Origin of the sequence: Pseudomonas weihenstephanensis, assembly GCF_016812185.1 — a bacterium.
In the GTDB taxonomy this organism is placed as follows: Bacteria; Pseudomonadota; Gammaproteobacteria; order Pseudomonadales; family Pseudomonadaceae; genus Aquipseudomonas; species Aquipseudomonas weihenstephanensis.
In genome coordinates this window covers 150795-175371 of sequence record NZ_JAAEBV010000006.1, presented here as the reverse complement: position 1 = coordinate 175371, position 24577 = coordinate 150795, and the positions used below count along the sequence as shown (strand labels likewise).

The 24577-nt window shown below is 52.3% G+C and carries 25 protein-coding genes; 12 read left to right on the top strand and 13 right to left on the bottom strand.

Annotation, left to right across the window (positions count from 1 at the left end; genetic code table 11):
- Positions 1-40 precede the first annotated feature (40 nt).
- Positions 41-580, bottom strand: coding sequence for an RNA polymerase sigma factor (locus tag GYN01_RS19395; RefSeq protein ID WP_048363080.1), 540 nt, complete (start codon positions 578-580; stop codon positions 41-43).
- Positions 581-831: 251 nt separating this feature from the next.
- On the opposite strand from GYN01_RS19395, the gene sctW reads away from it, so the two are divergent.
- From sctW to GYN01_RS19335, 12 genes are all read left to right on the top strand, one after another.
- Positions 832-1959 (top strand): type III secretion system gatekeeper subunit SctW, encoded by a 1128-nt coding sequence (sctW, locus tag GYN01_RS19390; RefSeq protein ID WP_338053186.1) that lies wholly within the window; start codon positions 832-834, stop codon positions 1957-1959.
- The gene (gene sctV, locus GYN01_RS19385) at positions 1956-4049 is read left to right on the top strand and encodes a type III secretion system export apparatus subunit SctV (protein ID WP_048363081.1); all 2094 of its coding nucleotides are present in this window, start codon (positions 1956-1958) and stop codon (positions 4047-4049) included. The genes sctW and sctV overlap by 4 nt, the downstream gene beginning before the upstream one ends.
- Before the next feature lie 17 nt (positions 4050-4066).
- On the top strand, positions 4067-4975 hold the full coding sequence (locus tag GYN01_RS19380; RefSeq protein ID WP_048363082.1) for an FHA domain-containing protein: 909 nt from the start codon (positions 4067-4069) through the stop codon (positions 4973-4975).
- Positions 4972-6330, top strand: a complete 1359-nt coding sequence (locus tag GYN01_RS19375) for a FliI/YscN family ATPase (protein ID WP_048363083.1) — start codon at positions 4972-4974, stop codon at positions 6328-6330. The genes GYN01_RS19380 and GYN01_RS19375 overlap by 4 nt, the downstream gene beginning before the upstream one ends.
- Entirely contained in the window at positions 6317-6745 is a 429-nt protein-coding gene (gene sctO, locus GYN01_RS19370) for a type III secretion system stalk subunit SctO (protein WP_048363084.1), read from the top strand. Before GYN01_RS19375 ends, sctO begins: the two co-directional genes overlap by 14 nt.
- Entirely contained in the window at positions 6742-7185 is a 444-nt protein-coding gene (locus GYN01_RS19365) for a type III secretion system HrpP C-terminal domain-containing protein (protein ID WP_053075981.1), read from the top strand. Before sctO ends, GYN01_RS19365 begins: the two co-directional genes overlap by 4 nt.
- A 71-nt stretch (positions 7186-7256) precedes the next feature.
- A complete protein-coding gene (locus tag GYN01_RS19360; RefSeq protein WP_338053185.1) occupies positions 7257-8222 on the top strand; it encodes a FliM/FliN family flagellar motor switch protein in 966 nt (321 codons plus the stop codon).
- Complete coding sequence (gene sctR, locus GYN01_RS19355; protein WP_048363086.1) at positions 8219-8872, top strand: type III secretion system export apparatus subunit SctR; 654 nt, start codon at positions 8219-8221, stop codon at positions 8870-8872. The genes GYN01_RS19360 and sctR overlap by 4 nt, the downstream gene beginning before the upstream one ends.
- A 10-nt stretch (positions 8873-8882) precedes the next feature.
- The gene (gene sctS, locus GYN01_RS19350) at positions 8883-9146 is read left to right on the top strand and encodes a type III secretion system export apparatus subunit SctS (protein ID WP_048363087.1); all 264 of its coding nucleotides are present in this window, start codon (positions 8883-8885) and stop codon (positions 9144-9146) included.
- Between the two features lie 9 nt (positions 9147-9155).
- Complete coding sequence (sctT, locus tag GYN01_RS19345) at positions 9156-9953, top strand: type III secretion system export apparatus subunit SctT (RefSeq protein ID WP_203307622.1); 798 nt, start codon at positions 9156-9158, stop codon at positions 9951-9953.
- Complete coding sequence (gene sctU, locus GYN01_RS19340) at positions 9950-11047, top strand: type III secretion system export apparatus subunit SctU (RefSeq protein ID WP_048363089.1); 1098 nt, start codon at positions 9950-9952, stop codon at positions 11045-11047. The genes sctT and sctU overlap by 4 nt, the downstream gene beginning before the upstream one ends.
- Before the next feature lie 271 nt (positions 11048-11318).
- The gene (locus GYN01_RS19335) at positions 11319-15533 is read left to right on the top strand and encodes an AvrE-family type 3 secretion system effector (RefSeq protein WP_203307621.1); all 4215 of its coding nucleotides are present in this window, start codon (positions 11319-11321) and stop codon (positions 15531-15533) included.
- A 59-nt stretch (positions 15534-15592) separates the two neighbouring features.
- Here the strand turns inward: GYN01_RS19335 and GYN01_RS19330 are convergent, their stop codons facing one another.
- The 12 genes from GYN01_RS19330 to GYN01_RS19280 form a co-directional block, all read right to left on the bottom strand.
- Positions 15593-15991 (bottom strand): type III secretion system chaperone, encoded by a 399-nt coding sequence (locus GYN01_RS19330; protein ID WP_048363091.1) that lies wholly within the window; start codon positions 15989-15991, stop codon positions 15593-15595.
- 88 nt (positions 15992-16079) lie between these two features.
- Complete coding sequence (gene hrpT, locus GYN01_RS22375) at positions 16080-16283, bottom strand: HrpT family type III secretion system protein (protein WP_082149343.1); 204 nt, start codon at positions 16281-16283, stop codon at positions 16080-16082.
- Positions 16280-18364: a type III secretion system outer membrane ring subunit SctC gene (sctC, locus tag GYN01_RS19325; RefSeq protein ID WP_048363093.1), complete on the bottom strand. Its 2085-nt coding sequence runs from the start codon at positions 18362-18364 to the stop codon at positions 16280-16282. The genes hrpT and sctC overlap by 4 nt, the downstream gene beginning before the upstream one ends.
- Positions 18365-18463: 99 nt before the next feature.
- The gene (locus GYN01_RS19320) at positions 18464-18682 is read right to left on the bottom strand and encodes a type III secretion protein HrpF (protein WP_048363094.1); all 219 of its coding nucleotides are present in this window, start codon (positions 18680-18682) and stop codon (positions 18464-18466) included.
- 26 nt (positions 18683-18708) lie between these two features.
- On the bottom strand, positions 18709-19320 hold the full coding sequence (sctL, locus tag GYN01_RS19315) for a type III secretion system stator protein SctL (RefSeq protein WP_203307620.1): 612 nt from the start codon (positions 19318-19320) through the stop codon (positions 18709-18711).
- Positions 19298-19858 carry a type III secretion protein gene (locus GYN01_RS19310; protein WP_173426971.1) on the bottom strand — a complete coding sequence of 187 codons (561 nt, stop codon included), beginning with the start codon at positions 19856-19858 and terminating at the stop codon, positions 19298-19300. Before GYN01_RS19310 ends, sctL begins: the two co-directional genes overlap by 23 nt.
- A gap of 32 nt (positions 19859-19890) precedes the next feature.
- Positions 19891-20703, bottom strand: a complete 813-nt coding sequence (sctJ, locus tag GYN01_RS19305; protein WP_048363097.1) for a type III secretion system inner membrane ring lipoprotein SctJ — start codon at positions 20701-20703, stop codon at positions 19891-19893.
- A gap of 9 nt (positions 20704-20712) precedes the next feature.
- Positions 20713-21081 carry a type III secretion system inner rod subunit SctI gene (gene sctI / locus GYN01_RS19300; protein ID WP_048363098.1) on the bottom strand — a complete coding sequence of 123 codons (369 nt, stop codon included), beginning with the start codon at positions 21079-21081 and terminating at the stop codon, positions 20713-20715.
- Positions 21082-21208: 127 nt separating this feature from the next.
- A complete protein-coding gene (locus tag GYN01_RS19295; RefSeq protein ID WP_048363099.1) occupies positions 21209-21496 on the bottom strand; it encodes a type III secretion system major pilin HrpA in 288 nt (95 codons plus the stop codon).
- Positions 21497-21554: 58 nt separating this feature from the next.
- On the bottom strand, positions 21555-21743 hold the full coding sequence (locus GYN01_RS19290; RefSeq protein ID WP_048363100.1) for a hypothetical protein: 189 nt from the start codon (positions 21741-21743) through the stop codon (positions 21555-21557).
- Positions 21744-21836: 93 nt separating this feature from the next.
- A complete protein-coding gene (locus tag GYN01_RS19285; protein ID WP_048363101.1) occupies positions 21837-22754 on the bottom strand; it encodes a sigma 54-interacting transcriptional regulator in 918 nt (305 codons plus the stop codon).
- A 505-nt stretch (positions 22755-23259) separates the two neighbouring features.
- Positions 23260-24312: an FUSC family protein gene (locus GYN01_RS19280; RefSeq protein WP_048363102.1), complete on the bottom strand. Its 1053-nt coding sequence runs from the start codon at positions 24310-24312 to the stop codon at positions 23260-23262.
- Positions 24313-24577 lie beyond the last annotated feature (265 nt).

Here is a 24577-nt window from a genome sequence, read left to right as displayed (position 1 = left end):
GTCCCGTGGTGAGTCAGTACCTTCACGCGGGTAATCGTCTTTAACGGTGGGTGGCTATCTTGAGCTGCTCTCTCGCTCGAGAGATGCGTGAGCGAACCGTGCCGATGGGGATTTCAAGGGCGAGCGCGGTGTCTCGGTAATTACCGCCGGTTTCCAGAGAGGCATAGAGCGTATTGCGCATCTCTTTGGGCAGGTGGTCAATGGCAATCAGGGTGCGCTCAAGGCGTTGCTTGATCTCGAACTGCCCACCCAAGTCTTGCGCGTTATCCAGGTCCGTGCACAGCGCTTCATCAAATTCGCAATGTATGGGTTTTGCGTAAAGGCGGCGAAAGTGATTGCGGATCAAGTTCTGTGCAATACCGCACACCCACGTACTGATCGTTGCCTGGCCACTGTATCGGTCTTTACCGCGCCATGCTTCAAGGCAGGTTAATTGAAAAATATCGTCAGCATCTTCGGGGTTCAATACACGTTTGTGGATAAATGCCTTCAATTTTCGTTGAAGTTCGGGTGATAAATCCAACACGTTCTGCGGCGCGTTTACAGGTCGGGTGAGTGAAACATCTTTACGCTGATTCATTATTCATCCTCAGGATAAGCGGCCTCGAAATAATTTCGAGAAAGACCTCCTAAGCACTGCGTGTGCCAATCTTCTGAAGTGATTTATCAAGTTGATTTATATGTGGTTTTATAATTGCAGCGGTTTTTTTTGTGCCGTTATTTGCATAATCATGCGTGCGCGTGCGCCAACTTTTTCAATTTAAAAAATAGTCACATTAATAAGGAACTGTTCACGCGGACTTGGCCACACAGAGGATCGAAACTTCTCTGATGGGCGATTACGCTATGAAAGTTGACGTGCGACATGACCCCTCGCGAGCAGTGAGCTCTTTGCTCGCTGCGACAAACGTTCGACCGCCGGTACCTCAGGCCACTCAGCAAAGTTCTGCCGAAGAGGTCGGCATGCTCTTTAGTCAAAAGACCGAGAGCAGCAGCAAAGAAACGGCGCAGCGAACGTTGCGTGCCTCGGGGGCTGAGATTCGAGTGCGCAGAATTGAGGGCATCGAGCAACTCATGGCTTTGTACGAGCAGTTGGGCCATCCCGGTCAGGCCAGCTTGAGCCAGGTAGCCAGACAGGTCCGTCAGGATATGTCGTCCAGGTCTAGCCTGGACAGTCTGATTGAACTGACCGGAGGTGATCCGGCCCGGACCAGTGTAGTGCTGAGTTACGTGACTGCATGGGCACAATCAGAAGGTCATGACGCTGATGTTGCGTTGTCGCACAGCTATCAGGATCAGCTGCACACGCAGCACGCAGGGCCTGTTCAAGCGGGGATGAACATTGCGCGTGGGCTGAGCACTATCAGTGATGATGCTTCTTTGCGCCAGGCAGTTCGCACGCTGTATTACGCCAATGTGGTAAGGCGCCAGTCACCGGCGATCATCATGCAGGCACTGCTGGGAATGTTTGGGGACAAAGGGTTCAGCGTAGGGTTAAAAATGATGAGTCGGGCACTGGCTGACGATATGGCAGCGCAACGTCCATCGTTGCCGACCAACAAGTTAAGGTCCGTTATGTTGGGTCTGCAAAGTTGCAGGCAATTAGGCAGTGTATTGAACAGTTGTCGCCGATTTATTGAGCAAATGCCCAGGCACGAAAAATCAATCGAACTGGCTGCGGTTTCGCTGTTACAACGTTTGCTGGGGTATGCCAGCGAGGGTATTGACCTGCGCGAGAGTCAATCGTTGGGTCGTGATTTGGGCGCGACCAACCCTGACAGTCATTTGCTCATGCTCAATCGTGTCTACCCACTGATTCAGCGTCTTCCGCTGGCCATATGGTGTGATCAGCGAAACCGCCAGGATACGTTGCGTTTTCTGATGGGCTTGATGGATGAGCTGACTCAGTCCGAAGGGCTTGTACCACAGGCATTCGGGTACTCGAGCATCGTTAAATGACGTGGGCTGGCACCTTCAATAATGTGCTCTCCAAAGTCTCCGGGGGAGGGGAAGTGCTGGGGGCGATGGTCGTGCTCGGGATTGTCTTTATTTTTATTGTCCCGCTTCCCACCTGGCTGATTGATATTCTGATTGCGGTCAATATTTGTATTTCTTGTTTGTTAATTGTGCTCGCGTTCTATTTACCGAACCCGTTGGCTTTTTCCTCCTTTCCCTCGTTATTGCTGTTAACCACTATGTTTCGCCTGGCGCTGTCGATTGCGACCACGCGCCTGATCTTGTTGGAACAAGACGCGGGCGACATTGTGGAAGCGTTTGGTAACTTTGTAGTGGGGGGGAACCTTGCCGTAGGGTTGGTGATTTTTTTGATCATCACGCTGGTGAACTTTCTGGTGATTACTAAAGGATCGGAGCGAGTCGCTGAAGTGGCAGCGCGTTTCAGTCTGGATGCGATGCCCGGTAAGCAGATGTCCATCGACAGCGATTTGAGAGGCGGTTTAATAGACGGTAAACAGGCTCGCTATAAACGCGAACAACTGTCCCGCGAAAGTCAGTTGTTTGGTGCGATGGATGGCGCCATGAAGTTTGTTAAAGGCGATGCGGTTGCCGGACTGATTATTGTGGTTATCAATATATTGGGTGGTTTCTCCACCGGGATTATTCAACACGGGATGAGCGCTGCGGACGCCATTACGCTGTATTCGGTATTAACTATTGGTGATGGCTTGATTGCGCAGATCCCGGCGCTGCTGATTGCATTGACCGCAGGCATGATCATCACCCGTGTTGCGCCTGATGATGACTCAGAAAGAACAAACATTGGTACGCAAATAGGGCAGCAGATCACCAGTGAGCCCAAGAGCTGGATGATCGCTTCGGCAGGCATGCTGGCCTTTGCCGTACTCCCGGGTATGCCGACCCTGGTGTTCATTTTTATTGCACTGAACACCTTTGCGCTGGGTTTTTACCTGTGGTTTCGCGGCACTAAGGGTGAGTCAGTCGAGTCTGCGTCTGTGCCCCAGACCACCCCTGAGTTGAATGGGGATGAGGACCTGCGCAGTTTTACACCTACGCGCCCCTATGTACTGCAATTTTCAGCTCTGCAGCAGGACGAACAGCGCACCCTTCAGCTGATTCATTCCATCCGCCAGGCTCGAAACAGCATTGTCACTGCGATCGGTTTAACCCTCCCTCCCTTTGAGATCGAATACAGCGCCTCGCTGGCCGATGATGAGTTTCGCTTTTGTGTGCACGAAGTACCGATGATCAAGGCGACTTTTTCTCCGTTGATCGCACTGATGCGCAGTCGCTATCTGGACCTATGCCCTGAGGCTCCACGAGGCAGTGAAGAGCGGGATGAGCAGGAATGGTTATGGCTGCAACCGGAAGATCCGATCTTGGCTGGTGAAGAGATCGAACCGTTCACTGCGCACGACTTGATCGTCGTGCGCATGCAGCGGGCCATGATGATCAGTGGGCCGCAGTTTCTGGGTATTCAAGAATGTAAATCCATCCTCTCCTGGCTAGAGCAGAGTCAGCCAGAGTTAGTTCAAGAGTTGCAGCGCATCATGCCACTCTCACGTTTTTCTGCCGTACTGCAACGCTTGGCCAGTGAAGGTGTACCCCTGCGAGCTGTGCGTCTGATTATCGAAGCGCTGAATGAGTATGGGCAGCATGAGCGTGAGGTCAATGCGCTTGCGGACTACGCGCGGATTGCTCTGAAGTCGCAGATTTATCATCAGTACAGTGAAAGCGACGGGCTGCATGCCTGGCTGTTTTCATCCAACGCCGAAAACATTTTTCGTGAAGCGCTCCGCCAGACTCAAACCGGTGTGTTTCTGGCCCTGGAAAGCGGTCCCAGTGCACAGCTGATCAACTTGCTCAAAGAGGCTTTTTTACCCTATCAGCGTGAGCAAAGGGTGCTGTTGGTTGCCCATGATTTACGCAGCCCCATACGGACTTTGTTGTTCGATGAATTTAACCATGTACCTGTTTTGTCCTTTGCTGAGTTGATGGGCACGGCAAAGGTAAAAGTATTGGGTCGTCTTGATTTTGAAGGCGACAGTGACGAGCACGAGGCGGATTTTTGAACGTTCTAACGTACAGCATGGATACGTCTTGCGAGATATTCGAGCTACGCGTACTCAGCGGCTTGCATCAGGGTGCGGCTTTGCCTCTGTTTGGTGAGTGTTGGAGCATCGGTGCCAGCGAAGAAGCTGATCTGGGTTTATATGATCCTGGCGTTCATGTTCGGCATGCGCAGTTGCAGCGCACTGGCGAACACTGGTCGTTGCAAGCTCAAGAAGGCCTTTTGCAGGACGATGCGGGCGCTACCTTGGCGTACATCTCAAACCTTGTTCCAGGAGCTGAGTTTTCCTTGGGTGGCATTCGTCTCTGCGTTGCGCATGCCGAAAGCAGTTGGCCGCAAGCGCCAAGTCATTCGCCCTTTGAACCTGGCGATACCCTGACTGGCAAAGTGCAAGAAACGTCGAAAAAGGCAGCAAAGAAACCAATAGCAGGCGCATTGGCAGCGCTAGTACTGGTGATGGCCGGCTCTTTTTTTCTGTCGCGCGATGAGGACGTACCCTTGGAGGTGCCGGCCCCTGTCGTGAATGAAAAACGCGTTCTCCAGACGGCCATCGACGTTCATCGGCAACTGCTTTCGATGCTGAACGACCGTGAACTGAGTACCCACGTCATTCTGGAGTCCACAAGCCATCAAGTGACTCTGAGGGGGGACGTTCAGGTTGAGCAATTAGCGCTGGTCTCGCGGATGCTCAAACGATTTCAGCTTCAATTCGATACCTCGATAACCATCCATAACAAGGTTCAGCTCATTAGCCGTGAGTTGCCTTTCAAAATTGTTCAAATCATTGGCGGCCCAAAGGCCCATGTGGTGTTAGCGGACGGGCGCCGTCTGTTTTTTGGTGACGAAGTGGATGGGGTGCGCCTGACGGTTATCGAAAATAATCGTCTGTTGTTTGAAGGGCGCCAGCGCTATGAGGTGAGCTGGTGAGTCAGGGTTTTGAGGAAAGACTTGAGTCTTGGCAGCAACGCCAGTCGGCTTATCTGGCTCGTTTTTCACCGGTGACGGTGTGCGGCCGGATCCAGCGGGTCAATGGCACGTTGTTGCAATGTCGCTTGCCGCAGTCGCGTATCTCCGATCTGTGTGAGGTTCAGACGGCTGATAACAACTGGATCCTGGCCGAGATTATTGGTTTTGATCAACAAGACGCGATGCTCAGTGCATTGGGAAGCCTGGAAGGTATTTGTGTAGGGGCTGCGGTTAAGCGCTTAGGCGGAGCTCATCATATTTGCGTTGCAGAGAGTTTATTGGGGCAGGTGCTGGATGGCTTTGGTCGCCCACTCACAGGCAGCGGCTGGGGTGCATTTGCCACACCGTCCAGCGCCGACGCGGGGCCTGTGATGTGTGAAGCGCCGCTGCCCACCGAAAGACCCCGTATCAACCGTGCCTTATCCACAGGCATACGCGCAATTGATGGTCTGCTGACCTTGGGTGAAGGGCAGCGGATCGGGCTTTTTGCGGGCGCTGGCTGCGGTAAAACCACTCTGCTGGCTGAGATCGCTCGTAATGTTGATTGCGATGTCATCGTCTTCGGGTTGATCGGCGAGCGTGGGCGTGAATTGCGCGAGTTTCTTGATCATGAACTCGATGATGAGTTGCGATCCAAAGCCGTTCTGGTGTGTGCAACGTCTGATCGCTCCAGTATGGAGCGTGCGCGCGCAGCCTTTACGGCGACGGCTCTGGCTGAGGGGTTTCGTCGTAAAGGCCAGCGAGTTTTATTGTTGATTGACTCGTTGACGCGCTTTGCCCGTGCCCAGCGTGAGATTGGCCTGGCGGCTGGCGAACCTTTGGGGCGAGGGGGCTTGCCGCCCTCCGTATACAGCCTGTTACCGCGCTTGGTTGAACGTGCAGGGCTGACCCAACAAGGGGTGATTACCGCGATTTACACCGTGCTGATTGAGCAGGACTCCATGAATGACCCGGTTGCGGATGAAGTGCGCTCTCTGCTGGACGGCCACATTGTGTTGTCGCGCAAATTGGCAGAGCGCGGTCACTACCCGGCGATTGATGTGCTGGCCAGTTTGTCGCGGATTCTGAGCAATGTTGCCGAGCCGGGCCATGTGCAAAACATGACGGCTTTAAGGCGACTGCTGTCAGCGCATCAGCAGATCGAGCTGATGCTCAAATTGGGTGAGTACCAAGCAGGCAATGATGCGCTGACTGATATGGCTGTAGAGAGCCGACATCAAGTGGATGCTTTTTTACGGCAGGACCTGCGTGAACCTACGCCGTTTTTGGCAACCCTGGACCAACTGAGTGAGCTGACTGCCTATGTCCCCTCCTGAAATGTTTTTGTGTGAAATACAGGCTTTGCAGCAACTGCGTCAGCATCGCGCAGACAGGGCCGCTCGGCAGTTACAAAGAGCTTACATGGCGCAGCGTGTGTTGAGCGGGCGCATCCAACAGGCCCGCGAGCGTGTTGAGCAGGTACGAGGGCTTGAAACCCGGCAATGCAATGAGTTGCTGAATCGTCACCGTGGACAGGTTCTTTCGCCCCAGGCCCTGACGAGCTGGGATGAGGATGAACGCAAATTGTCGGCGCAAACGACTCAGCAAAAAGTGCATTTGCAGGAACTGTTTGATCAACAGGCACGCGAGAACGAACAGCTTGAACAGGCTCGACTGCAATCGAGCATCTGTTCGCGACAAGTTGAAAAACTCCGCGAGTTGTCTGCGTTGCTGGCGCAGGAGGAGGAATGACCCAACGGCTTGACTTAACCCCTTTACGCGTACAAGCACTGTCGTTTGAGGCTCATCCCGCGTCTGCCCGGATGACTGACAGCAGTCTGTTCGCTCGCTTTGTGGCTCAACAGGGCACTGAAAAAAGTTGGGGTTGCAGTGAATCATTTACGCGGGCTGGTACGGGGTGCGATCTGCTTCAAGCCATCGGTGAGCGTTGTGGACCTCGCTGGACGAGAGGCGTCAGCACACCCATGCAATTTGTGATCAGCCTGGCGCGGCGCGGGCGGATCAATGTCCGCGCGCACCATGAATATGCCGGGTGGACGTTCTCGTTGGAGGCCGAGCAATCAGCAACCCATCAATGGCTTATCGGCCAGCAGCCAGACTGCCAAGCGCGACTTTCACGCACGTTGGGTCAATCGGTCAGAGTGTTGTTGATATGGGATCGTGTGCAGTGACCGCGCCGGTGATCAAACTTCCCGTGCTGGACAGCCTGACTGTCCAGGCTTACCGCCGGTTGGGGCGAGGCTTGCGTTTTTCGTTCGAGGTCGCTGGTGAGGTGGGCGAATTATTGCTTGAGCCAGGGAGGGCTCCAGAGTGTGGCGTGTCGCTCTCATTAGAGACGCGTTGTGGAGTGATGACATTCAGCGATGCGGGCCCTCTGCTGAGTTTGATGGGCGATTGCCCTGTGGTGCTGGCTGATACTGAGAATGATCCGTGCTCATGGTTTTGGGCTTTATTTGAGCAGCGCATGAGTACGCAACTGGTCTCCGTTTTTGGCTATGTGCGGCCGATTTGCGACGTACAACCGCAGACTTTTGAATGTCGGGCCAGCATTGCGTTGGGGCAAGCGCGTAGCGTCAGTCGGCTGAGGATGGCGCCTGAATCGTTACTGGCGCTGTATGAGTCCGGCCATTGGCACCCCCTTAAAGCATCTGTGGCTGATCGCTTTCCATTTCTGATTCCAGTGATTTTGGGGCAGTTGCAATTGTCCGTTGAGCAACTGCGCTCCGTTCAACCGGGAGACGTTGTGTTGCTGGAGAGCACGCAATTGGACGTTGAGGGCGTTGGCCAACTGAATGTTGGGAAACTTCGGCTGCACGTGATGATTGACGATGAAGGTGCACGCAGGTGCTTGAACATTTGTTCTATCGAGGAAGTGGCTGTGGATGATGTTTTTTTTGCAAGTACGGACGTTGATGCAAATGCAAATGCAAATGCAAATGCAAATGCAAATGCACAGGCGCAACGAGTGCTGGATGAGGACCAGTCGCTTGAAAACCTGCCCTTGGCGTTGAGCGTCAGGTGCGGCGCACTGAAGCTGAGTCTGGGTGAGCTGCGCCAGCTAGCGCCGGGCGTGGTATTGAACATTGAAGGTTATAGCCCCGGCATGGCGGGACTTTATTACGGGGATCGGCCGATTGGTCAGGGGCAATTGGTGGAGGTGGATGGACGCCTGGGTTTGCAACTGTCACGCATCATTTTTTCGCGATGACCGTTCAAGGGGTTGATCCCCTATTGCTGGCGCTGTTTCTTGGCAGTTTGTCGTTGATGCCCATGCTGTTGGTGGTGTGCACAGCGTTTTTGAAGATATGTATTGTGCTGATGATCACCCGCAATGCCATTGGCGTTCAGCAAGTGCCTCCAAGCATGGCGCTGTATGGCGTTGCACTCGCGGCAACATTGTTCGTGATGGCTCCGGTGGGGTATGAAATTGCACAAAACCTCAAAGAGACACCGGTTGATTTAAGCAGCGTAAAAGCACTTCAAGAAAGCGGATTGCAAGCGGTAAAACCGCTGCAGGCTTTTATGAACCGCAACACGGACCCGGATGTGCTGACTCATCTTCAGGAAAGTGCCAAGCGCATGTGGCCCCCCGAAATGGCGCAACATGTTCAACGTGATGACCTGATTTTGTTAGTGCCCTCTTTTGTACTTTCGCAATTACAGGCCGGGTTCGAGATAGGTTTTTTGATTTATATCCCGTTCATTGTCATCGACTTGATTGTGTCAAACCTGTTGCTCGCGTTGGGTATGCAAATGGTTTCACCCATGACCATTTCACTGCCACTCAAACTACTGCTGTTTGTGTTGGTATCGGGGTGGACGCGCCTGCTCGACAGTCTTTTTCTTTCGTACCTGTGAGAGATGCCCTATGGACCCTACGCTGCTTTTCAAACAAGGCATGTTGTTGGTGGTGCTGCTGTCTGCGCCTCCGCTGATTGTGGCTGTGGTGGTGGGCGTCTTGACGTCCCTGGTCCAGGCATTGATGCAGATACAGGATCAAACCCTGCCGTTCGGGATCAAACTGGTGGCTGTGGGCATTACGTTGGCGTTGACGGGACGCTGGATCGGGGTCGAGATGATTCAACTCCTTAACCTCATGTTCGACATGGTTTCGCGCTCGGCGCGCGGATAGGGAGCGGTCATGACGCCACACGTCCCCTTTCTTGAATACCTGCCCAGCATGGCCATTGCCATGGCGCGCTTGTATCCCTGTTTTTACATGGTTCCGGCCTTTTGCTTTCAGCATGTGCGCGGTATGCCGCGTCACGTCATTGTTTTTTCAGTCGCCCTTATGCCCGTCCCGGGGGTTCATCACCATTTGATGGCGTTTGATTACACGTTGTTGGCACTCTGTGGCCTGGTATTCAAAGAAGCGATTTTAGGTTTTTTGTTGGGCATGCTGCTGTCCATGCCTTTCTGGCTGTTCGAGTCGGTGGGCGCTTTGCTCGATAATCAACGAGGTGCGCTGATCGGTGGTCAACTCAACCCGTCGCTGGGGCCGGATGCCACGCCCATTGGACATATGTTTAAGGAATTGAGCATTTTTCTGCTGATTGTGACACTGGGTTTGACCAGCCTGACTCAGGTGCTATGGGACAGTTATTTGATCTGGCCACCGACCCTGTGGGTTCCGAACCTGGCAGCAGATGGGTATGCAGTTTTTTTAACCCTGCTGGGAGATACCTTCACGCATATGGTGTTGTACGCAGCGCCTTTTATCGCGTTGCTGTTGATCGTTGAGTTCGCCATCGCCCTGCTAAGTCTTTACAGCCCGCAATTGCAGGTCTTTGTGTTATCGATGCCAGCCAAGAGTTTGGCCGGGTTATGTTTTTTGATTATTTACTTACCACAGCTGCAGGATTTGATTGTGGGACGTATGGGGCTGCTGGATGACTTGAAACACTCACTGACGTTGTTGTTCACAGTGCCCGGCTCATGAGTGACTCTGGCGAAAAAAAATATGAAGCGAGCCAAAAAAAGCTTAAGGATCAACGCAAGAAAGGGCAAGTGGCACAGAGCCAGGATGTCGGCAAACTGCTGGTTTTGGCGTTGTTGAGTGAGCTGGCGATGATGACGGCTCATGGGGTCATGCAGCGCCTTCAACAATTATTGGTATTGCCTGTTTCCCTGATCGGACAGCCCTTTATCCGTGCTCTACAAGAGGTAGTGGCTGAGGTCACTCAGGTGTTTCTTGGTTTGGCGTTGTTGATGACGGGCGGCGCCATTTTGATGAAGCTGATCAGCAGTTGGTTTCAGTTTGGTTTTCTGTTTGCCCCCGAAACGCTCAAGCCGGACTTCAATCGCCTCAACCCGATTAACCAGGCCAAGCAAATGTTCTCGGCCCAGTCGGTGATGAACATGTTGATGGGGCTGTTCAAAGCCGTATTGATCAGTTTTGTGCTCTATCGGGTAATAGGGCCTTCACTGGGCGCCTTGGTGGGTTTGGTCAACGGTGATTTACCGGGTTACATCGATGCGTTGATTGTGTTGTTTCGGCATTTATTGCACGTTTGTCTGGGGATGCTGTTGGTTCTGGCGATGATCGATTTATCGCTTCAACGGTACTTTTTTGCAAAGCGTATGCGCATGACTTATGTCGATGTGGTCAAGGAATACAAAGATATGGAAGGCGACCCTCACGTGAAAATGATGCGCAGGGCATTGGCACAAGAGATGTCGCAAGAGGGAGAGTCGGCCAAACCGCCGCCGCTCGAGGACGCGGACATGCTGCTGGTGAACCCGACCCATTTTGCTGTAGCGCTGTATTACCGTCCTCCGCACACCCCATTGCCGGTGTTAATCGACAAAGGCACGGATGCTCAGGCGCGTGACATGATCGTCAGAGCCAAGGCTGCGGATGTTCCGGTTGTTCAATGTGTATGGTTGGCCCGAACGTTGTACCGCGAAGAGCTGGGCCATTGCATCAGTCGAGAGACGTTACAGGCTGTGGCTTTGATTTATCGTACTTTGCAGGAACTGGATGCCGAGGCACTTCGTGAAACCCTTGAGCTGCCGGAGCTTGATCGGTTGTAAGGGCTAAGGGAACCGAGTGTGAGTTAACGGTCACTCAGGTTATATCAGCCAGTCAATCGAGTGTCTCATGCCCTTAAGTCCTTTAGATGCCATCGTTCCTAATCTGAGTAATCTCAATACGTCAAGCGCAGCGAAGCCTGGCCATGACGCCATAGCGCAAAAGCCAGCCTCTCGTGGCTTTGTTAAATGCTGCAGTGACCTCTTTCACCGAGGGCGAGCCAGCAAGCAACCTGTCGCACTGACTCAGTTTCGTCACTATCACGTGTCCTCAATGGCGTTCAACGCAACGTTGCAACACGGAAAAGTAGTTGTGCAAGGGTCGCAAGCCGGCCGAGAAATGGCCGATCGACTTAATCAGCTCCCCAAGCGCTTTATGCAAGACTCCGCGGGGGTAGACAAAGGCCAAGGGCTACGTTTTGTGGATCAAAAACTCAATGTTTTTCATCTTTCATGTACGCCGGCCGCTGCGGCTGTGTTCAAAAGCAGCCGCACTCAGGCTGCCAGTCCTGAGGTCATAAATAACCCGGGGAGAGCGCATTTAGGGCAAGTCAGCGGTGTACACACAACGCAAGAAGGTGATCAGTTTCGCTTGATAGAACAGCGTTTGCATCGCTTTGAACCTCAAACGGACACCTGGTTACCCGACAAAGATCAGGGGCAGTACCAACGACTTGGTTTGACCAATGAGGGCGCGTTGATGAAGGTGCCGCAGGGCATCAGTGACATGAGTGTTGAAGGCACCACGCAGGTGAGCCTGATGCAATCAGAAGACGACATGTCCCTTGAAATTGCTAACACTGCAACAGGTGGTGCTCCTGCACGGCTAACACCTGTCAGTGAGTCTGGTGAGCCTGTTGCACTGACCCGAATCGGGTTGGCAGGTCATACGCTCTTTGCCACCACTGAAGACGGCGAGCTGCTTCGCGCAGATTTGCGAAGTGCTGATAAAAGCCTTTTGCAGATGCACCAGGTGCCCGTCGAGTTGCCCAAAAGCGGCGCTCATGTCAAAGGCTTCATGCATGACGATAATGGCCAGCTTAATGCGTTGGTGGCTGACAACTACAAGCAACTGCATAGCAATCCATTAACGGATAACCCCCGATTGTTACCGGAGTGGAACCTCACTGACGTGATGCTCAAAGTCGTCGACAGAGGGGTGCCAGACCTTGATTTGAAAGCATTGGCGGGCAGTATCGATCTTGGGCAGCGGGGTAAAGTTGCGCTCGAGGGTGGCACGCTGATGTCTTGGGACTCGGCAGCCCAGAGTTGGGACAAGACCCCCCATGTGGATGTGGATCATCTGGCGCGCGGTCTGGATGGTCGTGCTTATGCGCTGCAAGCAGGCCAGTTGAAAGAACTGACAACACTCAAAAGCCAAGAGCCGGTCCATATGGGCGGCAGTTATGACTTGGCCCCTCCCGCCCGTGCACAGACACACGTCACTCTCGCTGAGGTCATGGCTGGAGATGAGGCGCGGATAATCACCGGCTTTGCAGTTGAAAACGGCAAGCGCTTTGTGAGCCTCGATGATAAAAATCAGTTACACGCGCATATTGATGGAAAGGAAAAAACCTTAACGTTTACCACTCCCACTCCTCTGAAGGCTCTGGCACTGGATCACCTTGGCAACCTTTATGGGCAAACCCAAACGGATGGGTTAGTCAGGCTGGACAAAGCAGATTGGCAATCCCCTGACGTATCGGACGTCGCCTGGAGGCGTGTTCAATTGCCGGACAACCAGCCGCTTAAATCATTACGCATGGGCGCTGACCAGCATTTGATCGCCAGTTGGGGTGAAAATAATCCTCAGGAGAAGCGTTGGGGCGAGAAAAACCGGCGACTGGATATCTCGGCGCAGGGAGCGCTGCAATGGGGGCCAGTTACTTCATCGAGCAACAAAGATGCATCGCCGATAAGTTCGGTCTTGATGCAGGGACAAATGAAAGGGCACATCAACGGCACTACCGCATGGAGCGCGTCCTCAACGGTCTTGGGTCAAACTCAAGAAGGTGTCACTGAGAGCAGTGCGTACTTCAAGGGTTTTGGAACTCATTTCAAGCCTGTAGAAAGCTTTAAAGAAGTCGGGCGCGATATTCAGCATTACTTTAAAGGGCGGGTGGGGCTGCAGGGTTTATACGCGAATGACAAGGCGTTGCGCACCGAGCTTAAAAACCTGGCGAATGCCCAGCCTGCTACGACAGACATGACCACACGCCTGGAGCAGTTGAGCCTGAAGACATCGACTCAACCGCTCGCCGATGAGCTCAAAAGCGCGCTGGTTTTGGTCGAAGGTAAAAGTGCACCCCTGGCGACCCGTTTGGGTGAGATGCATGGGGCAACAGTCACCCCTGAGCACAATGGAGTCACAGGCAAAAGGCCCCCGTCTTCCGACTCAAGCCTTAATCAGATGCGACAGGCTTTTGAGCGGTTGTCGCCCTCTCAGACCAACGTCACGGCTGCTTTGCTACGCAGTTATGAGGGGCAGGGTGTTGCCTTATCGAAGTGGTCAGCTGATGTCACTCGGGACGTGAAAAACCCGACTGCGTTAGTTGAAGGCGGTTTGATTCATCATGCGCTAACACTGTCTCGGTTAAGTCATTTAGTCGCGGCACTGGAGGGCGCAGCGCCGGACCTAGTAAAGCTTGGGGGTGAACTCAAAGGCATCATGCAGGACTATCACGACAGTCCGGTACACAAAAAATCCTCGCAAAACATCAATAACTTCGCGCAAGCCGAAGCGCTGTATAAAAACTTCAAATTGTTATCCAAAGATCTTGGCACGCCTGGCGGTGCATTGAGTTTCCATATTTCCCGCCTGCTGGGTGTTGCCGAAGGCAAGGGTCTCAAAGAAGCGCTGTTACAAGACATCTTGCAGTCCTCCAGCGGGCAATCTCTGACCTCAAGCAGAGACAAAAAGAAGAGCGTCGGCCTGATAGCGTTTGATATTCAACCCGTGCCTATCATTGAGTTTTTTGTCGGCGCCTCGAGAGAGAAATCCAACAGTGTGAGCATTAGCCGAACAGACACCGGGGCCAATGTAAAAATCGGCATGAATACCGCACACTCCTTGTCAGGTTCGATAGGTACCGGGGTGACGCCGTTATCAACAGGAGGCGGAGGGGTGGTGGGGAATGTCCGATTGGGCACTGAACTTGAATTGACAGTGGCGCATGGCAGAGGGAGTGCGATTGATTTTGATGTAAAGGAGGCTGATCTTCCTAACATGCTAGATAGCCTTTTTGGGGGGGACTTAGACGGCTTACTGAGTTTGGGCGCGGACCATAAATCGGGTAAAACAGCGAAAACAGGTGCGGACCTCACCGTTAATGTCTATGCACAAGCCCGCGCCAATGTGATTGGTCAAGAACGTTCAGGAACACTCAGTGGTGTGATGCGCGCAGCCATCGGGGGTGCGGCCAGTCTTAATCTTGCCCACTGGGGCAATAGCCATTCCGTTACCCAGGGGGATTTGGATATCAGTGAAAGTCATGGATCGGATACCCAACTTCTTAGTCGGGGTGGCGTTTCGGCAGGTAATTTTCTGGGTGCCACGTTGGGAATGGCACAAGTTGAGCCCAATGGTGCAAAGTTGGCCAGCTATGCTTCACCCACTGTGTCTTTCGCGGTGAGTTTCGATCGCAGTGTGGCGAACAGCTTTAACTTTACGTTCACACGGCCTGACGCTGTAAAGCCTGAAGCACTCGCACAAGTGTGCGATGCCTTCGCACAAGCGTTCCCTGAATACAGATCAGCACTTCAGGCCCTACCTTTGACGGCGACACAAGACATCGGTGAGCAACTGCAAACGGTTCAGCGCTTATTTGATACAGCGTCGGCTCCGGTGCATAAGCGTGAGCAACAACATGCGCTCAAGGATCAACTCGACGGCCTTCAACGCCAGCATCAGCAGCATGCACAGAACGGGCGAGCCTTAAGCTCAGTGGCTCGCACGGTTTCCTATGTGGGCTTGAATGGTGATTCACGTCACTCTTGGCTGAACGATGCGTCACCTGCCAACAAGGCCGCAATCATTCGGTTACTCGAGAATCAGCCAGAGTTAGCTCGAACGGTTAAGTCACTGGAGAGCAGCGAAGGCACGTCTGTGAGCATCGGCCTGGAATTGAAGCCGAGTGTGTTACGCGCACTTGAAAGCACACTGATGAAAGGACAGGATGGCGACGGTGAAATCGAGCGGGCCTTGCAAAATGTCGATAACGTGCGGGTGAAAAGTTTTGGCGTCAGTTACAGCGCCAGCCGCTCGGATCGTCGGGTGTTTCCACTGCCTTTACCACTGCTTTCAATCTCCAGTGCTGCTGGAATCAGCCATGCACATAAATTGCTGAGTGCGGAGTTTGAATACGGGCAGGATCAGAACACGCCCCTGAGAATGAAATTCAAGGATGCAATGGCGGCTCCCGAGCGTACGGATTCAAACCCGGCGTTGAGGGAGCAGAAGATTCGGGATCAGCTCAGGACAGAGGTTTAAGACGGGGTAGGCGTTACGTTGTATCGAATGATGCAACGTAACGCCAATGTGGCGAAGGTTTAGGCGGTTTGACTGAGAAGTGCGCGGGTTTCGCCGACTTGTTCAATAAAGCCTGTGACCCATTGGCAAAATGATTCTTCCGTTAAAAAAACCATCGGGCACTGTGCGCATAAACGCTCTTCCCCTGTTTCATCCAGTGCCAACCAGCAACCGTTGAGCTTATCGGGTTGCAGGTTCAACTTGAGCAACTGGCTGTGCCTGTCAGGCGCATGGCTGCGAGTACCCATCGCACAGTGCAATATCGCCGTCGTGCTCATGGGTAAAAGCTCGATGATGCACATTTCCAGTTGTTGCTTGTCGAACAGAGCGCACACCCCATTCTCCAGTTGCAAATTAACCTTGAGGTACTGACTAAGCGCCGCCACCAGTTGGTGGGGCGCAGGGCTATTTTTATGCATGCCAGGTTCCTGAGGGATTGTGAATACACGCGAGCTCAGCTATGAAGTCAGGCGCTGCAAGCGAATTGGCCTGAGCGCCTATTAAGGCTTAGCGTTTTAGCGACACGGTCTGATGGTCTGCCTGTTCTGCGCTATGCCCTGTTTCAACCCGCATGTCTGCAGGCCACCAAATCACCAGCGTTTCAGCCTTCGACTCCGGACGTTCACAAGAGTCACCGCGACATTGGGGAGTACAGCCTTGAAGTATGAACAAGATGCCGGCAGCGAGGCCAATGCGTATAAATCGGGTCATTTAGGAGTGCTCCTCGCCGCAGGGGCTAGTAATGAAGGGCGTGTGACGGCGGTACTTTGATTTTTATTGCGCGTGCGCGTGGCAATGAACACTTCAGCTTTCTCACCTGGCGCCAGCCAGGCTTGAGGCCAGACACTGACCGCCAAGGTATGCTCATTACTGCATTCACTTTCATCAATGCGCACGTAGCGATCGCCCTTGTTGTGCAGGACCAGTACTGCCACGTTGTAAAGCGCGCCTGAGTACCATTGACTTGCCCCAGGGACAGGGCTTAAGAGGCTCGGCGTTTTACAGACAACCCCAGCGCCAGTGGGCATCGGTCCCGCCTTGAACTTCTTGGGCACTTGTCCCGTGACGAGATTGGCGAGTGTTTCGGCGACATCTGCGCGTTTCACAATGGGAAGATGTTCAGCCCTGCGCCGCGCCAATGGCGCGAACGCTGCGCTCAGATGATCTTGATCCGACTGTGGCAGATAACGCTCAGGATTGACCTGATCCCCAACCAGTCGAGGGGTCAATATGAAAAGGCGTTCACGTCGGTTGTTACTACTTAGCGTTGAAGAGAACAGGGCTTTGCCTATCAACGGGGTTCGGCTCAATAACGGAACACTGTTAACGCGGTCAACTTCTTCAGCCACATGAAAACCACCAATCACCAGTGATTGCTTTTCGGCGATAACCGCTTGGGTACTGACCCTGGCCTTGCGGACGTCTGGGGTGTCATAGGCGATATCTCCGCCAACGACTTCAGAGAAATTACCATCCTCGATATCCACGATCAGATGAATCTGACTGCTCCCATTGGTGTTAATCACGCGTGGGATTACCTGGAAACTGGTGCCCACCGTGACAGGCATGATATTCGCTACGCCATCACCTACCGCTTTGATGTATTGCGTACGGTTGAAGTCGATAATCGCCGGTTGATTTTCCAGTGTCATGATGGACGGGTTAGAGATGACAGTGGCTAAACCGCGCTCCTCCAAGGCTCTGATGTCGGCAGCGAAGCGACTTCTGTTGGTAATGGATAAGGTTGACGAAGAGCCTGCTGCGAGGTTTTGCATGCCAGCCCCGAAACGGCTGTTTTGAAACCCCCAGTTGACGCCTAGCTCTTTGAGTTGGGTGCGATTGATATCAAGAATGACAGCATCAATTTCAACCAGCTTGCGGGCAACATCGAGTTTGGCGATCAAGGTTTGATACAACGCATTGCGTTGTGGCAAGTCATAGATCAACACGCTGTTATTTCGTACGTCGGCTTCGACTCGAACTTTAGGCAGGTCCGGTGGGATTATGTTGCTCAGTGTTGAGTCGTAAGGCGTAGCGGTCGGCGAGTTGGACAGTGTGGACATCATTTGAGACGTGGGCAGAACACCGGTTTTGTTTGCCGAGGCAGGATCGAGAAGCCCGCGCAATAAACTGGCAATTCCAGGAACTATCAGTTTCTCTCCGCGGTAGTCGATCTGACGATCCGCCGCATTTGCAAACTGCAAGGAGAAAGTCAAAACATCTTGTTTTTCGGCCAGATCGGAGTCTTTGCGTGTAAATGATTTGATCTGTTCTACATAGCGTTTTGGGCCTGAAACCAGGACCTGACCAATCTCAGGCAGTTCTCCCCAACCAAAACGATCGTCCAGCAGGCCGATATGAATAAGGGCTTGTTTTAAATCAGACACGGCCTCTTCGGCGACCTCAAGCCGTTCAGAGGTTTGCTGACTCAATGAGCTGATGTAGAGCGTATTGTTATAGACGAACCATTGGAAGCGATGCTCCAGTGCCAACCGCTCCATTAAATTGAACAGAGTATTGGACCGGATTTTCCCATGCACGGCGCCTTGTAACTCGCCTTCAATTTGAAGTTGAAGCCCTGCTGAATGAGCCAGGTCTTCCAGAAAGTCGCGCAGCGTTCTGTTGACAGCATCATACGCGTAAGGTGTTTTCTTCCACTCTTCTGGCACTGCGGCCATGGCCTGTGGAGTGTGCATATGAAGGAACAGTAATAATGCTAAACCGCCCGCGCGTCTGAGTGATGCGCGCAGGAAAAAATTCAAGCCGGTTGGGCCTGGGGAGGTGTTAGGCATGGAAAGCACTCTATTTATTGCACCGTTACAAGATGCGACTTTTATCGAGGTGACGTTTTATTCACCGCTCTTCGAGTTGTCGTGCAAAGAACAGGTGATTTATTGCACTGCATCAATGATGGATTTGGTCAGGCTATGTTTAAAACGGGTCTGCTCAGTAATTGAGAACGTGGCAGAGGCCATTTTTTTCGACGCGCTAAGGAAACTGAGCATGTCTTGTTGACTGCCCTGATTACTCATCGCAATAGAGTCCATATTTTTTTGGGCCTTTTCAAAACGGTTATCAATTCGACGCTGGATGCTTTCGAATGAAGGCATGTAGTTCTCTCCTAGTGATGAACTGACTACTGTGTGGTATTGAGTTTTGAATCGGTTCCATCAGGCGGGTCAGGTAGCAATAAGGCATCCCGCGTTGTGAACCAATCGATATGCAGATCGCCATGTTCTGATACCAGCACGAGGGACAACGGGGGAAGTGATTCATCAGGCTCAAGCTGCCAAACGTTTTCTACGTGGGTAGATAACCACTGTTGGATGCTTTCTTGAGCGTCCGGATGACAGCGCAAAACGGTGCTAAGTGAAGGGCATTGAACCCGTAGCAGTTGTGCAAGTAGCGCTGTGATACGCGATGTGGGCGGCACCTCATCAAGCAAATGAAGCAAGGCCTGATTTACCACTTGAGTGGCGTTGGACTCCAGCGCCTGGCACAGGGCTGAGTGTTGCGTTGCCCATTGCGCCAGTTGTGCATTGGCCATATCCCAAAACTCAGACCGGGCCTTTTCACAGGCTGCTTCTGAAGCGGTGTGTGCGGCCCTGAGCAACGCGTCCACTTTGCGATGTGCCTGCGCCAGCATCTGCTGAGCTTGGCCGCAGTCGAGGAGTGTTTGATGGGGCATCAGTAGTGACGGCAGCCCTGGCAAGTCTGCTCGCAGTTCAATCTTGCGTCGTAACAACATCCTCACGCTCCTGTTCATCAATAAGAGAGGGTGCGGCGGCTTCGTTGAACTTAATGCTTTTCCACAGCACGGCTTGCCACAGTGATTGAAGCTTTAGTGGTGCAATGGCGTGAGGTGTTATGAGTTCAAGCGCACTGACTCTGGAGCGAGCAAAGCTCAAACGCAGGCGTTGCCAAACGGCTGGCGTTACCCAGGCCCTTAACAGCTGTAGAGTGTCATCGCTTGTCGCAAGCCAGTCAGTGGGGCGCAAGACCTTGGATAAACGTTGGCACCAGAGTTGCTGTGTCGTGCACAACGAGTTGGGCAGTTGGGGGCGACAGATGCAGTCGACCAGTGTCAAAACGAACGCCTGGTGCGTAGCTGGCGCCAATATGAAATGAAGTAAAGCGCGATCAGGTTCAATAGGTAGGCAGGGCGTAATAGCAAAAGCCCTGCCAGTGCGAGCGTGCTGGCTACGGGTTAACGTGCGTGCCTGTTCAATGGGCAACGCATGGAATTCGGCGTCATACCAATCCGGGTGAGCCTGCATCCAGGCCATCGCCCACCACCGTGCCCATAACTCACCCTCGCTCATGGTCCACCCGTGATGTGAGGCTCGTTGTCAGGCGACGCTGCCGCGAGGTCTTCAGGTTTAGGTCGACGCGAAGGTTTTTTTAACCAAATCAGAATCGCAACGACGACCAACGGCGGAGCGGAAATAAGGGCCACGAAGATTTTTTTCCAAAATCCCTGGTTCTGTTCGGGAATAAGAAAAGGCCCCAGAAAGACCAGTGACTGTTTTTCCAGATACGCCGTGGAGGGGACGAATACTGTGGTTATTTTATTCGGAGTTTCAATGGCTGATGCCATACCAGGAATGCTGCTGGCAACCAGTCTTCGTACGCGTGCCTGAATACTGTCCGGGTCCAGTTTTGTATCGTGCTTGATAAAAACTGATGCAGATGCAGGTTGTACCGGCTCTCCAGGGGCTACTCGCTCAGGCAACACGACATGCACGCGAGCCACAATGACGCCGTCAATCTTTGACAGCGTGGCCTCGAGCTCTTGTGAAAGCGCATAGATATAGCGCGCACGTTCTTCCAGGGGGGTTGAAATGACCCCTTCCTTACGAAAGATGTCCCCAAGATTAGTGCGTTGGGCACGCGGTAGTCCTGCGGCTTCCAGTACATTGACGGCGCGGCTTATATCGCTAGCGCCGATACGAACGGACACACCGCTTTTAGCAGGGATTTTTTGTGCATTGATCTGCTTGTTAGCCAGTTCAGCGATAACTTCATTAGCCTCCTGTTCGGAGAGCTCACGGTGAAGCTCCACATGTTCGCCACACCCCGCCATGCTTAACATGGCGATAAAGAACAGGCCTTTGAAGAGGTCACGCACCATGTTTTTTACCTAAGAGAGGTTGGTCAGTTTTTCGATAGCTTGTGACGTTTTGCTGATCATTTTGGCTGTCAATTGAGTTTCAAGATGAAAGGCTGACATGGCGCGGGTTGATTTGACCATGTTCATAGGGTCCGTATGACGGCCTACTTTTTGCAGCGCGCGTGCAGCCTGATTTGATAACCCTTGCAGGAAATCTGAGCGCTGTACCAATGATTGACCTGCCTTGTTGTCGAGCGAAACTCTGTTGACGGATGCGGGGTCGTTATTTTTTAAAGCAGCATTAAACCAGCCCACGTCAAGTTGCTCGGGTGCCGGTGTAGAGGTCTTCGTATAGGCGGATAAAGAAGGTGTCTGTACGTCCTGGATATTGATATTCATAAAGACGCTCTGGTAGATAAGAAGGCTTGGCAGAGATAACAGCCCACGTGCCGTAGTTTAAGGTTCCCCCGCTGTGAGAGCGGGGGATAAACAGCCCTGCCGAAACGCTAGGGCTGAACCTGGCAGGTTAATATTGAACTTGTTTCGCGGAGCTGCTGACAGAGTTAGACGCTTTATTACCGGAGTCAAGAGCACCGGCCATGATGGCATTAATGCCATCCGTGACGATCTTGCTTTGAGCCGCTTTAGATTGCATTTCAGTCATGCGTGCTTGCGTTTCATCTTGTTCTTTCAACGCTTTTCGAGCAGCTTCTTCCGCTTTGTTGTTTTCGCCGCCAACACTGCCGCCATTGCCAACACTGCCGCCATTGCCACCAATGACGCTGTTAAGCAAGCCACCAATATTTCCGATCATAGTGCATTTCCTGTGTTGTTATTGCCGTGGGTGTATGAATAGCTGCATGAACTCGTTGTTAGTACGAGATAGGTGCCTCGGTTTGTGAATCAGGAGCCTTGATACTTTCCAAGTGCTTGTCGATGCCCTTGGAAATATTGTCCAAGCCAAATTTAACAACGTCTTTGGCAATGCTGCCAACGGTATCAACGACTGATTGCACGATGGGCGCAACAAGAGGCGCTAATAGCGTGACTAATGGAATCATTGATTGACCTCCAGGAACACTTGTTTGTGGGAGTGCTTCTTGTGTTCATCTAATGAGTGCTGTTTTTTCTCAGGGTGTTCCAATAAATTTTTATTATGAAATGTCTAATTGTTTCATTCGGTGGTACAGCGTGCGTTTCGCGATCCCTAACTCAAGGACAACGGCATCGATGCTGTGCAGGTGACGTCGCAGTGAGTCTTGTATCAAAAGTTTTTCTATTTGTTGTAAACGGAACTTCAAACTCATGTCGGTGCCCGCATCCTCCCTGGCGCCTGATGAAATGGGCAGTAGCCCAAGTACCAGTCGTTTGGCAGTGGATCGTAATTCCCTGACATTGCCCGGCCAGTCATGGCACACCATTTGTTGCAGCAGCGAGCTGTCGGGAATGGGCGCGTGTGATTTGAAATGCTCTGCTTCTTGCTGGATAAGGCTCATGAATAAAGGAATGATTTGCTCACGCTTTTCACGCAAAGGCGGCAAATTGAGGCTAACGACATTAAGACGGAAATAAAGATCGCGCCTGAACAGACCTTGTTCAACCAGGTCGATCAACGAGGTTTGGGCTGAGGCAATAACGCGCATGTCCAGCGCTATAAGTTTTGTAGACCCCAGGCGTTCAACGCCACGGGTTTCAAGTACCCGTAACAATTTGGCCTGCAAGGTCAGGGGCATGCTATCTATTTCATCGAGATACAGGGTGCCCATATTTGAGGCTTCAATAAAACCTGCGCGTGACTGCACTGTTCCAGTAAATGCTCCGTGCGTCACACCAAAGAGTTGGCTCTCGGCAAGCGTTTCAGGAATGGCAGCACAATTGATGGCTATAAAATTGCCTCGTCGGCCTGACAAGCAATGAATGCGTTCTGCCAATGTATCTTTGCCTGTACCTGTCTCTCCATGTAACAAGATATCAATGTTGAGCGTGGCGATATTGTTGACGATTTCGTCTAGCGCTGGGTCTTCAAGTTGAAATGTGTCGTGAACATCATTTTTTTTATGTGGAGACACCATGTTTCTACTCCAATAATCAATTTTGCAACTGATCTTGCACGCGGGGCATTACTCTGAAGGGCGAGGTAAAAGGTGTTTTCATTTAATATAAATTATTTCGATGCAACCCCCTCCTATGGGCCAGCCACCTGGAGGTGAAAAATAAAAGGGGCTCAGTATGCTCGGTGTGCTTAGAGTGAAAGGTATGTTGAAAACTCTCATGCTCCTTAGGTTTTTGATTTTAGAGTGGTCGAGGCATGGATTGAGTGCTTATGTTCCTTGATTGCAGTAGGAAAGTTCTTTGGTTTGGCGGGTAAGTGTCATTCATCAATCACTTTTTATGAGGTTTGTATGTTTTTACACAATGATTGGCAGTCAGTTGGGTCGATATATAAAGCTGGGTGGTTATGGTGGTATGCATGCTCTGTTTTAATTAAGGAAGTCAGTGAGTTTCGGATGTCTGAAACTGTCGAGAGACTCAGCATGTGTTTTGCTTTCTCCTTTAGATATCAAACGTGCTCGATTTTCATTTTTCAGTATCTCTATGTGGAGTGAGTCTGAATGTTAATAATGCACTCTCAACCGTTTGTAAGTGTTCTAAGCAACGTTGCCAAGGTGCAGCGCTAATACCCGCTACGTCGTAAGGGGTGTTTGGGGTAGGGGGCGTTTTGTTGTCTTCCCTCGCAAGGGCTAAACAACGGGTGGCGACGCAGCTCAAGCGTTCATGCAGTGAGGGGGGCGGTGTGCCTTGCTCTTTGCGCAAGGCATTGGCAAAAGCTTCAGAGAACAGCAAGGCGCTGGCGTAGAGTCGAACGGCGTGGCGTTCGTAACGACTGGCAATGTCTTTGACCTCACGTGAAGCAAAACGTCCGCGTAACGTCCACCGAGCAGTATTTCGAGCCATGGCGATGCCGTTTTCCAATGTAATGAGGCTGTCGTGAGCTGAAGAAAAAATCTGTACTGCATTGTGCGCTTTGGACGCGTCATTATTTTCGAGAGCCTCAAGGCTTTTTTCAAATCCTGAAGCGAGTTTTTCCAAGAGCTCTTTGGCTGAACTATCGATAATGCCAATGGGGTTGGGAGTCATCAGTATTTGGCTGAAGACCAATCCAACACCTGCCCCCATGATCACATCCAGCATGCGTACAGCACCGGCGCTCTCAGGGCCTACTGCCAGCATCAATACAGCGGAGACTCCTGCCTGGATGGGGACTACAGGAGCCAGGCCATATAGGGCGGCAATGGCAATAGCCGCGAATGTGGCAAAGCCAATTCGTAATAATGGATAAGAATCAGGGAGCCACAGAGCGGCTTCGCCCACCAGAATTCCGGTTGCAACACCTACCATCAAGCCTATTGCTTGCTTGCCGTGACTTGGGAGGCCTGGCGCGAGGCACACAACCGCACTGATCGCCGCAAAAACTGGGTGCGCATGACCGAAAAAGTGCTGGGCAAGGATCCATGCCAGCGCGGCTGCAATAGCTGAAGCCAGTGCATCTCGCCAAGCGGATGACCAGCGAGAGACAACCCGCTCAATCAGGGAACTAGTGAAGCGATTGAAGAACAGCTTAGCGAACATTGAACCCCCCGATCGGCCCGTCAATGGGCGTAGTAACTGACTATAGATCCTTTGTTTCTGGGTTTGACTCTGCGCACAGCGCTAGCCGTTCCATTCCAGAATCGGTGAGTGCTCCATCGGATGTGTAGAGTGCAATGCGCGCACTCATAGCAGCATCTATTTATGTAGGAAAGATGCTACGTCACGTCAAGAGCTTGCCGCGTCGAACCTAGACTCACAAGACACATTTGGGATGTAGTGAATTTTCTTCAAGAACAAAGGATTC

Bases quoted from the DNA above. Each gene is read 5' to 3' on its own strand.
- GYN01_RS19395 (WP_048363080.1), bottom strand. From the start codon at position 580: ATGAATCAGCGTAAAGATGTTTCACTCACCCGACCTGTAAACGCGCCG.
- sctW (WP_338053186.1), top strand. From the start codon at position 832: ATGGGCGATTACGCTATGAAAGTTGACGTGCGACATGACCCCTCGCGA.
- sctV (WP_048363081.1), top strand. From the start codon at position 1,956: ATGACGTGGGCTGGCACCTTCAATAATGTGCTCTCCAAAGTCTCCGGG.
- GYN01_RS19380 (WP_048363082.1), top strand. From the start codon at position 4,067: ATGGATACGTCTTGCGAGATATTCGAGCTACGCGTACTCAGCGGCTTG.
- sctO (WP_048363084.1), top strand. From the start codon at position 6,317: ATGTCCCCTCCTGAAATGTTTTTGTGTGAAATACAGGCTTTGCAGCAA.
- GYN01_RS19365 (WP_053075981.1), top strand. From the start codon at position 6,742: ATGACCCAACGGCTTGACTTAACCCCTTTACGCGTACAAGCACTGTCG.
- sctR (WP_048363086.1), top strand. From the start codon at position 8,219: ATGACCGTTCAAGGGGTTGATCCCCTATTGCTGGCGCTGTTTCTTGGC.
- sctS (WP_048363087.1), top strand. From the start codon at position 8,883: ATGGACCCTACGCTGCTTTTCAAACAAGGCATGTTGTTGGTGGTGCTG.
- sctT (WP_203307622.1), top strand. From the start codon at position 9,156: ATGACGCCACACGTCCCCTTTCTTGAATACCTGCCCAGCATGGCCATT.
- sctU (WP_048363089.1), top strand. From the start codon at position 9,950: ATGAGTGACTCTGGCGAAAAAAAATATGAAGCGAGCCAAAAAAAGCTT.
- GYN01_RS19335 (WP_203307621.1), top strand. From the start codon at position 11,319: ATGGCGTTCAACGCAACGTTGCAACACGGAAAAGTAGTTGTGCAAGGG.
- GYN01_RS19330 (WP_048363091.1), bottom strand. From the start codon at position 15,991: ATGCATAAAAATAGCCCTGCGCCCCACCAACTGGTGGCGGCGCTTAGT.
- hrpT (WP_082149343.1), bottom strand. From the start codon at position 16,283: ATGACCCGATTTATACGCATTGGCCTCGCTGCCGGCATCTTGTTCATA.
- sctC (WP_048363093.1), bottom strand. From the start codon at position 18,364: ATGCCTAACACCTCCCCAGGCCCAACCGGCTTGAATTTTTTCCTGCGC.
- GYN01_RS19320 (WP_048363094.1), bottom strand. From the start codon at position 18,682: ATGCCTTCATTCGAAAGCATCCAGCGTCGAATTGATAACCGTTTTGAA.
- sctL (WP_203307620.1), bottom strand. From the start codon at position 19,320: ATGTTGTTACGACGCAAGATTGAACTGCGAGCAGACTTGCCAGGGCTG.
- GYN01_RS19310 (WP_173426971.1), bottom strand. From the start codon at position 19,858: ATGGCCTGGATGCAGGCTCACCCGGATTGGTATGACGCCGAATTCCAT.
- sctJ (WP_048363097.1), bottom strand. From the start codon at position 20,703: ATGGTGCGTGACCTCTTCAAAGGCCTGTTCTTTATCGCCATGTTAAGC.
- sctI (WP_048363098.1), bottom strand. From the start codon at position 21,081: ATGAATATCAATATCCAGGACGTACAGACACCTTCTTTATCCGCCTAT.
- GYN01_RS19295 (WP_048363099.1), bottom strand. From the start codon at position 21,496: ATGATCGGAAATATTGGTGGCTTGCTTAACAGCGTCATTGGTGGCAAT.
- GYN01_RS19290 (WP_048363100.1), bottom strand. From the start codon at position 21,743: ATGATTCCATTAGTCACGCTATTAGCGCCTCTTGTTGCGCCCATCGTG.
- GYN01_RS19285 (WP_048363101.1), bottom strand. From the start codon at position 22,754: ATGGTGTCTCCACATAAAAAAAATGATGTTCACGACACATTTCAACTT.
- GYN01_RS19280 (WP_048363102.1), bottom strand. From the start codon at position 24,312: ATGTTCGCTAAGCTGTTCTTCAATCGCTTCACTAGTTCCCTGATTGAG.